Source organism: Hydrogenophaga sp. GW823-FHT04C09 (assembly GCF_058796355.1).
The window spans coordinates 1-13,471 of record NZ_JBXAIO010000010.1 but is presented as its reverse complement, the minus strand read 5'-3'; the positions used below and the strand labels follow the sequence as shown (position 1 = coordinate 13,471).

Here is a 13,471-nt window from a genome sequence, read left to right as displayed (position 1 = left end):
GCCGGGGCACGGGCGTGCGGATCGGGCCAAGGCCTAAAATCCCGCATCTCCCCGCGCCACCGCGCGCCCTCTCTCCTTTCACCCCGTCCCCGGCTGGTCCGGCCCCTGGTTCATGCAAGACAAATACGCCCACAAGGAAGTCGAGCGCGCCGCGCACGCCCACTGGAACGCCATCGACGCCTACCGCGTGAGCGAGGATGCGGGCAAGTCGAAGTTCTACGCCTGCTCGATGCTGCCTTACCCCAGTGGCAAGCTGCACATGGGGCATGTGCGCAACTACACCATCAACGACATGCTCGCGCGCCACCTGCGCATGAAGGGCCACAACGTCCTCATGCCCATGGGCTGGGATGCCTTCGGCCTGCCGGCCGAGAACGCCGCGCTCAAGAACGGCGTGCCGCCCGCGAAGTGGACCTACGAAAACATCGCGTACATGAAGCAGCAGATGCAGGCCATGGGCCTGGCCATCGACTGGTCGCGCGAAGTCGCCACCTGCGACCCGAGCTACTACAAGTGGAACCAGTGGCTGTTCCTTCGCATGCTGGAAAAGGGCATCGCCTACCGCAAGACCCAGGTCGTCAACTGGGACCCGGTGGACCAGACCGTGCTGGCCAACGAGCAGGTGATCGACGGCAAGGGCTGGCGCACCGGCGCCGTGGTCGAGAAGCGCGAGATCCCGGGCTACTACCTCAACATCACCGCCTACGCCGACGAGCTGCTCGACCACGTGCAGATCGGCAACCCCAAGGCCACCCTCAACGGCTGGCCCGACAAGGTGCGGCTGATGCAGGAAAACTGGATCGGCAAGAGCGAGGGCGTGCGCTTCGCTTTCCCCCACACGATCCAGGACGCCGGTGGCGCGCCCATCGGCGGCGGCCGGATGTACGTCTTCACCACGCGCGCCGACACCATCATGGGCGTGACCTTCTGCGCCGTGGCGCCCGAACACCCCTTGGCCACGCACGCGGCCGAAGGCAACAAGGCCCTGGCCGCGTTCATCGAAGAGTGCAAAACCGGCGGCACCACCGAAGCCGAACTCGCCACGCAGGAAAAGAAGGGCATGGCCACGGGCCTGACCGTCACCCACCCGCTCACCGGCAAGGAGGTGGACGTGTGGGTCGGCAACTACGTGCTCATGAGCTACGGCGACGGCGCCGTGATGGGCGTGCCCGCGCACGACGAGCGCGACTTCGCGTTCGCCAACAAGTACGGCATCGCGATCCAGCAGGTCGTGGCGGTGGATGGCGAAACCTTCAGCACCGACACCTGGGCCGACTGGTACGGCGACAAGCAGCGCGGCGTGTGCGTGAACTCCGACGTGCTCGACGGCCTGGGCTACAAGGCCGCCGTCGACAAGGTCGCCGAGCTGTTGGCCGGCAAGGGCATGGGCGAGAAGAAGACCACCTTCCGCCTGCGCGACTGGGGCGTGAGCCGCCAGCGCTACTGGGGCACCCCCATCCCCATCATCCACTGCGCCGAACACGGTGCCGTGCCCGTGCCCGAGCAGGACCTGCCGGTCGTGCTGCCGCAGGACTGCATTCCCGACGGTTCGGGCAACCCGCTGCACAAGCACGAGGGCTTCCACGCCGGCGTGGTCTGCCCCGTGTGCGGTGCGCCCGCGCGCCGCGAGACCGACACCATGGACACCTTCGTGGACTCGTCCTGGTACTTCATGCGCTACTGCGACCCCACCAACGACGAGCAGATGGTCGCTGGTGGCGCGGACTACTGGATGCCGATGGACCAGTACATCGGCGGCATCGAACACGCCATCCTGCACCTGCTGTACGCGCGCTTCTGGACCAAGGTCATGCGCGACCTCGGCCTGGTCAAGGTGGACGAGCCCTTCACCCACCTGCTCACGCAGGGCATGGTGCTCAACCACATCTACAGCCGGCGCACCGCCAAGGGCGGCAAGGACTACTTCTGGCCGCACGACGTGGAGCACGTGCTCGACGACACCGGCAAGGTCGTGGGCGCCAAGCTCAAGAACCCCGCCACCAGCGGCGACGGCATGCTGCCCGTGGGCACGCCGATCGACTACGAGGGCGTGGGCACCATGTCCAAGTCCAAGAACAACGGCGTGGACCCGCAGGACCTGATCGAGAAATACGGCGCCGACACCGCGCGCCTGTACACCATGTTCACCGCGCCGCCCGAAGCCACGCTGGAGTGGAACGACGCGGCGGTGGAGGGCAGCTACCGCTTCCTGCGCCGTGTGTGGGCCTTCGGCGTGAAGCTCTCGGCCACCGCTGGCCTGGGCGCGCTCGCCGCCGGCGTGGCGGGCCAGGCATTGTCCAAGCCCGCCAAGGCGCTGCGGCTGGAAATTCACACCGTGCTCAAGCAGGTGGACTACGACTACCAGCGCATGCAATACAACACCGTGGTCTCGGGCGCGATGAAGATGCTCAACGCGCTGGAAGACTTCAAGCCCGACGGCTCCGCGGGCGACAACGCGGCGCTGGCCGAAGGCTTCGGCATCCTGCTGCGCTCGATCTACCCGGCCACGCCGCACATCGCGCACACGCTCTGGAGCGACCTGGGCTACGCGGGCGAGCTGCTCGATGCGCCCTGGCCCGAAGCCGACCCCGCCGCGCTGCAGCGCGATGAGATCGAACTCATGCTGCAGATCAACGGCAAGCTGCGCGGCAGCGTGACCGTGCCCGCCGCCGCGGACAAGGCCGCCATCGAGGCGGCGGCGCTGGCCAGCGAAGCCTTCATCAAGCAGGCCGCGGGCGCCGCGCCGAAAAAGGTGGTGGTCGTGCCCGGCCGTCTGGTCAACGTGGTCATCTGAAAGTCGATACATGCCAACCCACCGCGCGCTCCCTTCGTCCCCTTCCGCCACGCGCCGCCGCGCGCTGTTGCAACTGGCGGCGGGCGCCGTGGTGCTGACGGGCGGCGTTGCCGGCTGCGGCTTCAAGCTGCGCCAGGCGCCCACCTTCGCCTTCAAGACCGTGCGCTTCGCCAGTGCCGCGAGCACACCCGTGGCGTACGAGTTGCGGAAGGCGCTGCTCACCAACGGCCTGCAGGTGGTGAGCGGTGCGGCACCCGCCGACGTGGTGTTGACCGTGGTTGCCGACCAGCGCGAGCGCATCGCCGTGGGCCAGACGGCCGCCGGCCAGGTGCGCGAACTGCAGCTGCGCACGCGCTTCACCTTCCGCTTGCGCACGGCGATGGACAAGGAACTGATCGAGGACACGGAGCTGCTGCTCGAACGCGACCTGAGCTTCAACGAAACGGTCGTGCTCTCGAAGGCGGCCGAAGAAGAGCTGCTGTATCGGGACATGGTGAGCGATGCCGTGCAGCAGGTCGTGCGCCGCATGGCGGCGGTGAAATCCCTCTGACGAACAGCGCCCCGCGAGACCCATGCAGATCGCCGCACCCCAACTCACCGCCCAACTGCAGCGCGGGCTCAAGAGCCTGTACACCCTGCACGGCGACGAGCCCTTGCTGGTGCAGGAGGCGGCCGATGCGATTCGCGCGGTGGCGCGCGAGCAGGGCTACACCGAGCGCACGGTGCACACCGTGGCGGGCGCGCATTTCGATTGGGGCGAGGTGCTGGCCAGTGGCGGCTCGATGAGCCTGTTCGCCGACAAGCAGCTGATCGAAATCCGCATCCCTTCCGGCAAGCCGGGCAAGGACGGCTCGCAGGTGTTGCAGCAGATTGCCGAGGCCTCGCAGGGCAACGACAGCACACTCACGCTGGTGCTGTTGCCGCGCCTGGACATGGCGACGCAGAAGGGCGCCTGGTTCGCCGCGCTGGAGAGTTTTGGCGCCACGGTGAAGCTGGACCCGGTGGACCGCAAGGCTTTGCCGCAGTGGATCGCGCAGCGCCTGCAGCAGCAGGGGCAACGCGTGGCCTCGGGCGAGGAGGGGCAGCGCACGCTGCAGTTCTTCGCCGACCGGGTGGAGGGCAACCTGCTGGCGGCGCACCAGGAGATCCAGAAGCTCGCGCTGTTGCATCCCGCGGGTGAACTCAGCTTCGAGCAGGTGGAGGGGGCGGTGCTCAACGTGGCCCGCTACGACGCCTTCAAGCTGGCCGAGGCGGTGCTGGGGGGGCAGGTGCAGCGGGTGCAGCGCATGCTGGACGGTTTGCAGGCGGAGGGCGAGGCGCCGGTGTTGGTGCATTGGGCTTTGTCGGAAGACATCCGCACGCTGCACCGCATCCGCACCGCGATGGATGCGGGGCGGCCGTTGCCGATGGCTTTGCGCGAGAACCGGGTGTGGGGGGTGAAGGAGAAGCTCATGGAGCGGGCGATTCCTCTGCTCAGCATCGCCACCCTCTCGCGCTGGCTCGACGATGCGCACACGGTGGATGGCATCGTCAAGGGCCTCAAGGTGCCTACCTGGCCGGCCGATCCCTGGCAGGCTTTGCAGCAGATGGCCATGAAGGTTTCTTTGGCCTGCTCGGTACGGTAGTTTTTCACTCCAAGGGGTTGGCGAGGTCGGGTGGTCCGGTCATGCTGGCGCCGGCCGCTCGCGGGCGACTGCCCGAGCGCGCAGACATCACTTCATCAACACCGGGTGAGCGCGCAAGCTTTTGTGGCAACCGCGAATGGGGCCAGCGCCCTCATGACCAAACCACCCGCCCCAAAGAAGTGGTGGCGTACCAAGCTGGGTGTGCCTACGTTGTTTCGCAGGACAGTGGCGGCGTCCGAATGCGCAGGCCCCCATTCGCGGTTGCCGCAGAGGGGGCGTGCCAACAACGGTGTTGACGAAGGGGAGGGGGCGGACCTAGGCAGACGCCCGCGAGCAGGGCCGGAGCAGTCGGATCCCGCCACTGGCCTGACGCGAGGTCTCAGTTAGAAACGCAATGAGAGCGACAAACCTCAAGCAGCCGAAGCACTGGACCGCAAAGCCGACTCCCGGAAATCGCTCGGCGACTGCCCCGTGTGCTCGCGAAACACGCGGCTGAAGTGGGCCCCATTGTTGAAGCCCCAGGAAAACGCGATCTCCGTGATCGTGTGATGCGCCCGCGAAGGATGCGCCAGCTCCCGCATGCAAGCCTGGATGCGCTGCCGCTGGATGTAATGCGCCAGCGTATCGTCCTCCGCGCTGAACGCCTTGTGCAGATGCCGCTTGCTGCAATTCAGCGCCTGCGCAATGTGGTCCAACGTCAAAGACGGATCGCGCAAATGCTGCCCGATGTGCTCACGGATGCGATCGCGAAACGCCTCCAGCTGCGTCGTGCCGTTCTCGCGCCCCGACAACTCCTGCAACGACAAACGCACCAACTCCACGATCAGCTCACCCGCCCCCCGCGCCGCGTTCTCGCTCATCCCCGGCAACTCCTGGTACGTCGTGCGCATCGTCTCCAGCGCCACCCGCGCGATCCCGCTCACGCCGCCCACATGCCGCGCCATCAAAGGCTCCAGCCGCAAACCGCGCTCCGCCAGCTGCTCCTTCGGCAACATCACGATCAAATGCTCCACCCGCTCCGGGTTCGCGATCTCGTAACTGCCCGTCGTGTCGTAAATCGCCCAGCCACCCGGCCGCACCCAGGCCTCGCGGTTGTGCTGCTGCACCCCCGCACTGCCTTGCCATGGCGCCACGATCTTCAGATAAGCCCGCTCGCTGCCCCGCGCCAACTGCGGGCTGCGCAGCACCCGGTGCCGGTTCGCCTCCAGCTTGGTCAACACCACGTCGCCCGCGTGCGAGGCATGCATGTGGCCGTCGAAACCCACGTCGCCATACAGGTCCGACTCCAGGCCCCCGAAATGCGTCCACACCCAGTCGCGCCAGATCGCCGCCCGCTCGCCCGGGGCGACGGCATCGGTGGTCATGGTGGATGACGGGGTGGGGGCGGTCATGGGCCGGATTATCGGGCGCGGTCCGCCCAGGCGCGGCGCGCGAGGTCAAGGGTTAACCCGAATCGGCGTGCACATTCCGACAAGCAGGCAGTGCACGGCCAGCATAGCGGCGCGCCCCGGTTCTCCCTACGATGCGGCTTGGTCCACCACAACTCCAGGAGACACACCATGGCCCATCCCAATCGCCGTCTGGTCATTCAAAGCGCCGCCGCCACGGTGGGCGCCATGTCCTTCGCGCCCCAGCTGCTCGCGCAATCCGCGCCCGTGCGCGTCGGCTACTCCATGTCGCGCACCGGCCCGTGGACGGGCGGTGCCCAGGTCAGCCAGGAACCCAACTACCTGCTGTGGGCCGAACAGCAGAACGCCGCGGGCGGCCTCGATGTGAAAGGCGTGCGCCGCAAGATCGAGCTCATCAGCAGCGACGACCGCAGCGACATGGAAACCGTCGTGCGCACCTACGAAAAACTCATGGGCAGCGACAAGGTCGACCTCGTCCTCCCGCCCTGGGGCAGCAACGCCAACTTCGCCGTCGCCCCGCTGGCCAACCGCCTGGGTTACCCCTTCCTCGCGCCCACCGCGCTCTCGCGCCGCCTGGCCGAGATGAAGTTGCCTTACTTCTTCCTCCTGCTGCAGCAGCCCAAGCCCATGTGCGACGCGCTGGTGGAGATGTTCAAGGCCAACGGCGTGAAGACCGTGGCCGTCGTCTACGTGGACGACCTCTTCGGGCTCGAAAACTACTCCGCCCTCAAGGTCGCGCTGCAAGGCACCGGCATCAACCTCGTGCAGGAAACCAGCTACCCCGGTGGCGTGAAAGACCTCTCGCCCACGCTGCGCAGCATCAAGGACAAGAACCCCGACGCCTTCGTCGGTTTCACCTACCCGCCCGACACCATCCTCGCCAGCCGCCAGGCCAAGGAAATCGGCTTCAACCCCAAGTTCTTCTACGCCTCGGTGGGCACCGCCTTCCCGCTCTACAAGAACGTCATGACCCCCGCCGGCGCCGAAGGCGTGCTCGGCATGGGCTCGTGGAACGGCAAGACCAGCCCGGGTGCCAAGGCCTACTTCGACGCCCACGTCGCCAGCCAGAAGAAGGAACCCGATCGCTGGGCCAGCGGCGCCTGCTGGGCCGGCCTGGAAATCCTCACCAACGCCGTGAAGGCGCAGGGCCTGGACCGCAAGGCCATCCGCGACTACGTGGCCAACACCACCCACAAAACCATCATCGGCGACATCAAGTTCAGCGGCAGCGAGAACGTGGGCACGCCCGGCACCGTGGGCCAGTGGCAGAACGGCGAGTTCGAGGTGGTGTGGCCGCAGAAGGTCGCCACCGCCAAGCTCAACCCCAGCAAACCCGCGTGGAAATAGGCCCACCCTGCGCCGCGCCTGCGGCGCGTCTCCCCTCAAGGGGCGATGCCCGTGGGCCGGCAAAGCCGGACCCACGGCATCCTTGACCGTGTCCTTCTGTCCTCTGTATGTCCTTTTCCGTCTGGCTAGAACTCATCGCCTCCGGTCTCATCACCGGAGGCATCTACGCACTCGTCGCGCTCGGGCTGAACCTTCAGTACGGGCTCATGCGCATCCTCAACATCGCGCACGGCGAGTTCCTCATGGTGGGGGCCTTCCTCACCTGGATGGTGCAAACCTCCTTCGGCCTTTCGCCGCTGCTCATGATCCCGGTCTCGTTCGGTCTGCTGTTCGCGCTCGGCGTGGCGGTGCACTGGCTGTGCTTCCGCCGCCTCACCGCCACCTCGCCCAACCTCGACGTGTTCGAGGCCCGCGGCCTCATGGTCGCTTTCGGCCTCATGTTCCTGGTGCAGAACTTCATCTCCTACGTGTGGGGCGGCGACCTGCGCGGCTACGACTACCTCACGCAGCCGCTGGCCATTCCCCTGCCGGGCGGCAGCGCGCAGTTCGCCGTCAACAAGCTGGTGGTGTTCGGGTTGGCCCTGCTGTTCTCGGGCGCGCTCATCCTGCTGCTGCGCACCACGCTGCTGGGCAAGGGCGTGCGCGCGCTCATGCAGTCGCCCACCGGCGCGCAGCTCATGGGCATCAACACCAAGCGCCTGCACCCCATGATGTTCGGCATCGGCCTGGGCCTCTCGGGCGTGGCCGGTTGCCTGCTCTCCATGGCCTACACCATCAGCCCCTCCATGGGCGAGCCCTACACCGTCACCGCGCTCATCGTCATCACCCTCGGCGGCTTCGGCAGCATGGGCGGCGCTCTCGCGGGTGGCCTGCTGCTCGGCGTCATCGAAGCCCTGGGCATGCACTTCACCAACCCCTCACTCAAGGCCTTGCTGAGTTACGTCGTCTTCATCGGCGTGCTGTTGCTTCGGCCCGAAGGACTCTTCGCTCGAAAGAGTCGCAAAGCATGAATTCCCGCCAGTTCCTCATTCGCGACCTGCTGGTCCTCTTCGGCTTCGCCGGCTGGGCCGTGGCCTTGCCCGGCTTCGCCAGCGAGTTCGTCGTCTCCATGGCGCTCACCTGCCTGATGTACGTCGCGCTCTCCTCCAGCTGGGCGCTCTTCTGCGGCACCACGCGCTACCTCTCGCTCGCCACCTCGGCCTTCTTTGGCATCGGCGCCTACGCCAGCGCCATCCTGCTCGAGAAAGTGTCCTGGGCGCAGGCCATCGGCCTGGGCGCGCTCATCGCGGCCGGCGTGGCCATCGTCATGGGCGCGGCCGTGCTGCACCTGCGCGGCACCTACTTCGCCGTGCTCACCTTCGGCATGACCGAGCTCATCCGCCACGCCATCAGCTACTTCGAAAAATCCGTCACCGGCACCGTGGGCCGCGTGCTCATGGTCGTGCCCGAGCGCGACACCATCTACTTCACCGTGCTGCTGCTCGCGGTGGGCACGGTGGCGCTCTCCATCGCCATCCGCCGCACCCGCTTCGGCCTGGCCATGCTCGGCATCGGGGCCGACGAACAGCGCGCGCAGACCCTGGGCGTGAACACCCGCCTCGTCAAGATCGCCGGCTTCGCGCTCACGGCGGCCGTGGCCGGCGCGGTGGGCGCGGCCATGTCGGTGCGCTGGACCTACATCGACCCCCACACCGTCTTCAACCCCTTCATCGGCTTCCAGACCGTGCTCATCGCCCTCATCGGCGGCGCGGCCACGCTGTGGGGCCCGCTCATCGCGGCCATCGTCTTCAGCGTGCTCGCCGAAACCCTGCGCCTGCAGGTGCCGCAGGTCTACATGATGTCGCTCGGCCTGCTGCTCATCCTCGCCGTGCTCTACCTGCCCGGCGGCCTGGCCTCGCTGCGCGCCGACACCTTCCGCGGCTGGCGCGACGGCGCCAAGGCCTGGTGGGCAGACATCAAGGACGACCTGAGCGGCGAAACCAAACGCCGCAAGCAGCGCGAGAAAGACCAGCGGGAGCGCAGCCATGTCTACTGAACGGCAAGCCCTGCTCGACGCCCGCGACGTCACCGTGCGCTTCGGCGGCCTCACGGCGGTGGACGCCGTCAGCGCGCGCTTCCTGCCCGGTGAGCTGGTCGGCATCATCGGCCCCAACGGCGCCGGCAAGACCACCTTCTTCAACGCCATCTCGGGCGTGACCAAGCCCACCAGCGGCGCGCTCTCGGTGCAGGGGCGCGAACTCGCCGGCCAGGGCCCGCACCGCTTCGCCGCCAACGGCCTGGCGCGCACCTTCCAGACGCCGCGCGTCTTCGGCGACATGGCCGTGCGCGACAACATCGCCTTCGGCCTCAAGTTCGCCGGCCGCCGCCCGCGCAAGTACATCCTGTGGGGCGAAGAAGCCTCCGTGCCCTGGGTGCTGCGCACGCCGGAAAGCATCCTCGGCCTCATCGGCCTGAGCGCGCAGGCCGATCTGCCCGCCGCCGCCATCACGCCTTCGCAGCAGCGCCTGCTCGAAATCGGCATGGCCCTGGCCACGCGCCCGCGCCTGCTGCTGCTCGACGAAGTGGCCGCCGGCCTCACCGAAAACGAGGTGGAGGAAATGGCGCGCCTCATCCGCCGCCTGCGCGACGAACTCGACCTCACCGTGGTCTGGATCGAACACGCCGTCACCACGCTGCTGCGCCACGTGGAGCGCGTGATCGTGCTGCACCAGGGCCGCAAGATCGCCGACGGCACACCGGCCGAAGTGGTGCGCAACGCCGAAGTGATCGAGGCCTACCTGGGCGACGAGATGAACGAAGCAGCCGCAGAAGAAGAGGCCGCCGCATGATGTGGTACCGACCCACCCCCTTCGAACTCGGCGGCGGCGCGCGAGCGCGCCTCAAGGTCGACGGCCTGTCCGCCGGCTACGGCGCCTTCCTCGTGCTGCGCGGCATCAAGCTCGACATCCAGCCCGGCCTCACCGTCGTGCTCGGCCCCAACGGCGCGGGCAAGACCACGCTGCTCAAGGCCCTCAACGGCCTGATCCCGCGCAGCGGCACCGTGCTGCTCGACGGCCAGGAACTCGCCGAAAAAACCCACGAGATCGTGCAGGCCGGCGTGGCCCTGGTGCCCGAAGGCCGGCAGCTGTTCCCGCAGATGACCGTGACGGAAAACCTCGAACTCGGCGGCTGGCTCGTGCCCAAGGCCGCGCGCGCCCAACGGCTCGAACAGGCCTTCGCCGACTTCCCCAAACTCAAGGAACGCGCCACGCAACTCGCCGGCACCATGAGCGGCGGCGAACAGCAGATGGTGGCCGTGGCCCGCGCCATGATGTGCGCGCCGCGCCTGCTCATGCTCGACGAGCCCTCGCTCGGCCTCGCGCCGCGCATGGTCGATGAACTGCTCGCCATCGTGCGCCGCATCGCCGACGCCGGCACCACCGTGCTCATGGTCGAACAGAACGTGAAGAAGGCCCTCGCCGTCGCCGACCGGGGCTACGTGCTCGAACGCGGCACGCTCGTCGCCAGCGGCCCGGCCAAGCTGCTCGCGCGCTCCACCGTCATCCGCGAGGCCTACCTCGGCGCCGACAAGGACCCCGCCAGCGGCACCACCAGCGCGGCCGACGCCGTGCAACGCCGCAAGGCCGTGGCCGTGGCTGCCGCCACCCATTGAACAACCCAAACACCCAGGAGAAAACCCGATGTCCGACCTGTCCATGCTCATCAACGGCCTCAAAGTCACGGCCGAAAAGGGCGCCACCTTCGAACGCCGCAACCCGCTGGATGGCAGCGTGGCCACCCGCGCCCCCGCCGCCAGCCCGGCCGACGCCGTGATGGCCGTCGAAGCCGCCGCCGAAGCCTTCAAGACCTGGAGCGAAACCGGCCCCAACGAGCGCCGCGCCCTGCTGCTCAAGGCCGCCGATGCGCTCGAAGCCAAGCTGCCCCAATTCATCGAAGCCGTGGCCGCCGAGACCGGCGCCACCGGCATGTGGGCCGGCTTCAACAACATGCTCGCCGCCAGCATGATCCGCGAGGCCGCGTCCCTCACCACGCAAGTGGCCGGCGAGGTCATCCCGTCCGACGTGCCCGGCTCGCTCGCCATGGGCGTGCGCCAGCCCGCCGGCGTGGTGCTCGGCATCGCCCCGTGGAACGCGCCCATCATCCTCGGCGTGCGCGCCATCTGCGTGCCCCTGGCTTGCGGCAACACCGTCATCTTCAAAGGCAGCGAAAACTGCCCGCGCACCCACCAGCTCATCGTCGAATCCTTCCAGGACGCGGGCTTCCCCCCTGGCGTGGTGAACTACATCACCAACGCCCCCGCCGACGCCGGCGCCGTGGTCGAAGCCATGGTGGCCCACCCCGCCGTGCGCCGCGTGAACTTCACCGGCTCCACCAAGGTCGGCAAGATCATCGCCATGACCTGCGCGAAATACCTGAAACCCGTGGTGCTCGAACTCGGCGGCAAGGCCCCCATGGTCATCCTCGACGATGCCAACATCGAAGACGCCGTCAACGGTGCCGCCTTCGGCTGCTTCGCCAACAGCGGCCAGATCTGCATGAGCACCGAGCGCCTCATCGTCGACCAGAAAATCGCCGACGAATTCGTGAAGAAATTCAGCGACAAGGCCAAGGCCCTGCCGCTCGGCGACCCGCGCAAACCCGAGCCCGTGGTGCTCGGCTCCGTCATCGGCCAGGGCACGGTGGACCACTGCAACGCCCTCATCGACGACGCCCTCGCCAAAGGCGCCAAGCTGCTCTGCGGTGGCAAGGCCGACAGCACCCTCATGCCCGCCACCGTGCTCGACCACGTGACGCCCGCCATGCGCATCTACCACGAGGAAACGTTTGGCCCCGTGAAATGCGTGGTGCGCGTGAACGGCGTGGAAGAGGCCATTGCCTGCGCCAACGACAACGAGTACGGCCTGTCGTCCGCCGTGTTCGGCGGCGACATCGCGCGCGCCTTCAACGTGGCGCGCAAGATCGATTCCGGCATCTGCCACGTGAACGGCCCCACTGTGCACGACGAGGCGCAGATGCCCTTCGGCGGCGTGAAGGGCTCGGGGATCGGGCGCTTCGGCGGCAAGGCCGGCATCAACGAATTCACCGAGCTGCGGTGGATCACGATGCAGACGACGCCTAGGCACTATCCGTTCTGAGTCGTCGGTGCCTGGGTGAGGCCCTTGGGGTTGTTGGCTAAGCCATCAATGCTAGATTCTGCATAGCAACCCGACCCGAGGCATCATTGCATGGACCACGCGACCACTGCACCTTCATCAACGCCACGCGCGCCCGGCTGCACCACCCATGGTCATGGGCCTTGCCCGTGTGCGCTCTGGCGCTCCTTTCCGCCTGCGGTGGCAGCAGCCACACGCCCGTAGCCCCTGCGGTCCCTGTGATCCCTGCGGCCCCCACCGCCCTTAGCTACGACACCGAGCAGGCGCTCTATGTGGTGGGCGAATCCATCACGCCCAACACCGCGCCTCACCGGCGACAGCGGCACGGCCACCTTTGCCGCCACACCCGCCTTGCCTGGCGGCCTGAGCCTGGACACCCGCACTGGCCTCATCACCGGCACACCCACCACCCTGCAGCGGCAGACCGATTCGAGCGCAAGGGTCAAGAGGATGCACAAGCGCGAGTTCCTCGACGAGATGAGCCTTGTGGTGTCGCGGCAGATGTGCGTGACGGACCGCCTTTATCTCTGCCTGTATAAAAGCAGATCGTGGTGCGGGACTCTTTGGTCTAGTTGCATTTTTTAAGAGAAGCAATGTGACCAGAAGGGCTCGTCCCGTCCAACTCTTCCCGCCGATTCTGCGGAATACTTTGCGTTAGGCGTCTTACATGGACATGCTCGACAAGATGATTGGCCCAGACCGCAAGGCATTCGACGCCGACCCAATCGGATATGGTGGTCTTGCCTGGCTCAAATGGGAAACCGCCAGGATGATTGCCGAACCTGGCTATCAGCCACGCGATGCACCGACAAAGGAAGATCTCAAGCACCCAGTTCTTTGGCTCACGCAGGCGCAAGCTCTGACTGAAGCTGCGGCCATCCTTGTGAGGGCAGAGCCCAAGTGGGAAACGATGCCACCTCTCGTGAGCGGCGTTTGCGATACCCAATATTGCGCGGTTGCATTGATGCTGGTTGGCTACAGCCTTGAGACGTGCCTCAAGGCGATGCTCATTCTCAGGCACGGGATTGATGAGTACTTGGCCAAGGAAAAGCAGTTTCAGCACCATCGCTGTTGAATTCCGCCGATCTCTGACCCGAGATTTCCATCGAATACTGACCCACCGCTTTGTGAGCAAAGCAGCTC

Annotated in this window: 12 protein-coding genes; 11 read left to right on the top strand and 1 reads right to left on the bottom strand. The window is 67.0% G+C overall.

Translation table 11 applies throughout. The annotated features are described in order from the left end of the window. Window positions 1-112 precede the first annotated feature (112 nt). Genes leuS through holA form a run of 3 tightly spaced genes read left to right on the top strand, consistent with a single transcriptional unit; the run spans window position 113 to window position 4,419 of the window. Window positions 113-2,794 (top strand): leucine--tRNA ligase, encoded by a 2,682-nt coding sequence (gene leuS / locus AC1Q9M_RS22685; protein WP_492435881.1) that lies wholly within the window; start codon window positions 113-115, stop codon window positions 2,792-2,794. A 10-nt stretch (window positions 2,795-2,804) separates the two neighbouring features. Then, the gene (locus AC1Q9M_RS22680; RefSeq protein ID WP_382322240.1) at window positions 2,805-3,344 is read left to right on the top strand and encodes an LPS-assembly lipoprotein LptE; all 540 of its coding nucleotides are present in this window, start codon (window positions 2,805-2,807) and stop codon (window positions 3,342-3,344) included. A gap of 22 nt (window positions 3,345-3,366) precedes the next feature. Further along, complete coding sequence (holA, locus tag AC1Q9M_RS22675) at window positions 3,367-4,419, top strand: DNA polymerase III subunit delta (RefSeq protein ID WP_444687676.1); 1,053 nt, start codon at window positions 3,367-3,369, stop codon at window positions 4,417-4,419. 410 nt (window positions 4,420-4,829) lie between these two features. On the opposite strand, the gene AC1Q9M_RS22670 is transcribed toward holA, so the two are convergent. Next, complete coding sequence (locus AC1Q9M_RS22670) at window positions 4,830-5,810, bottom strand: AraC-like ligand-binding domain-containing protein (protein ID WP_492435878.1); 981 nt, start codon at window positions 5,808-5,810, stop codon at window positions 4,830-4,832. 168 nt (window positions 5,811-5,978) lie between these two features. Between AC1Q9M_RS22670 and AC1Q9M_RS22665 the strand changes: the two genes are divergently transcribed. The 8 genes from AC1Q9M_RS22665 to AC1Q9M_RS22630 all read left to right on the top strand — a co-directional run bounded on the left by AC1Q9M_RS22665 (window position 5,979) and on the right by AC1Q9M_RS22630 (window position 13,403). After that, window positions 5,979-7,175, top strand: coding sequence for an amino acid ABC transporter substrate-binding protein (locus tag AC1Q9M_RS22665; RefSeq protein WP_382328054.1), 1,197 nt, complete (start codon window positions 5,979-5,981; stop codon window positions 7,173-7,175). Between the two features lie 107 nt (window positions 7,176-7,282). After that, the gene (locus AC1Q9M_RS22660; RefSeq protein ID WP_492435876.1) at window positions 7,283-8,185 is read left to right on the top strand and encodes a branched-chain amino acid ABC transporter permease; all 903 of its coding nucleotides are present in this window, start codon (window positions 7,283-7,285) and stop codon (window positions 8,183-8,185) included. Continuing rightward, window positions 8,182-9,210, top strand: coding sequence for a branched-chain amino acid ABC transporter permease (locus tag AC1Q9M_RS22655; RefSeq protein WP_444687674.1), 1,029 nt, complete (start codon window positions 8,182-8,184; stop codon window positions 9,208-9,210). Before AC1Q9M_RS22660 ends, AC1Q9M_RS22655 begins: the two co-directional genes overlap by 4 nt. Next, a complete protein-coding gene (locus AC1Q9M_RS22650; RefSeq protein ID WP_444687673.1) occupies window positions 9,200-10,003 on the top strand; it encodes an ABC transporter ATP-binding protein in 804 nt (267 codons plus the stop codon). Before AC1Q9M_RS22655 ends, AC1Q9M_RS22650 begins: the two co-directional genes overlap by 11 nt. Further along, window positions 10,000-10,827 carry an ABC transporter ATP-binding protein gene (locus AC1Q9M_RS22645; protein WP_492435874.1) on the top strand — a complete coding sequence of 276 codons (828 nt, stop codon included), beginning with the start codon at window positions 10,000-10,002 and terminating at the stop codon, window positions 10,825-10,827. The genes AC1Q9M_RS22650 and AC1Q9M_RS22645 overlap by 4 nt, the downstream gene beginning before the upstream one ends. Before the next feature lie 28 nt (window positions 10,828-10,855). Beyond that, entirely contained in the window at window positions 10,856-12,310 is a 1,455-nt protein-coding gene (locus AC1Q9M_RS22640) for an aldehyde dehydrogenase (RefSeq protein ID WP_382328058.1), read from the top strand. 288 nt (window positions 12,311-12,598) lie between these two features. Continuing rightward, window positions 12,599-12,913 carry an Ig domain-containing protein gene (locus AC1Q9M_RS22635; protein WP_492435872.1) on the top strand — a complete coding sequence of 105 codons (315 nt, stop codon included), beginning with the start codon at window positions 12,599-12,601 and terminating at the stop codon, window positions 12,911-12,913. A gap of 82 nt (window positions 12,914-12,995) precedes the next feature. Then, window positions 12,996-13,403: a hypothetical protein gene (locus AC1Q9M_RS22630; protein WP_492435870.1), complete on the top strand. Its 408-nt coding sequence runs from the start codon at window positions 12,996-12,998 to the stop codon at window positions 13,401-13,403. The last annotated feature ends 68 nt before the right edge of the window (window positions 13,404-13,471 follow it).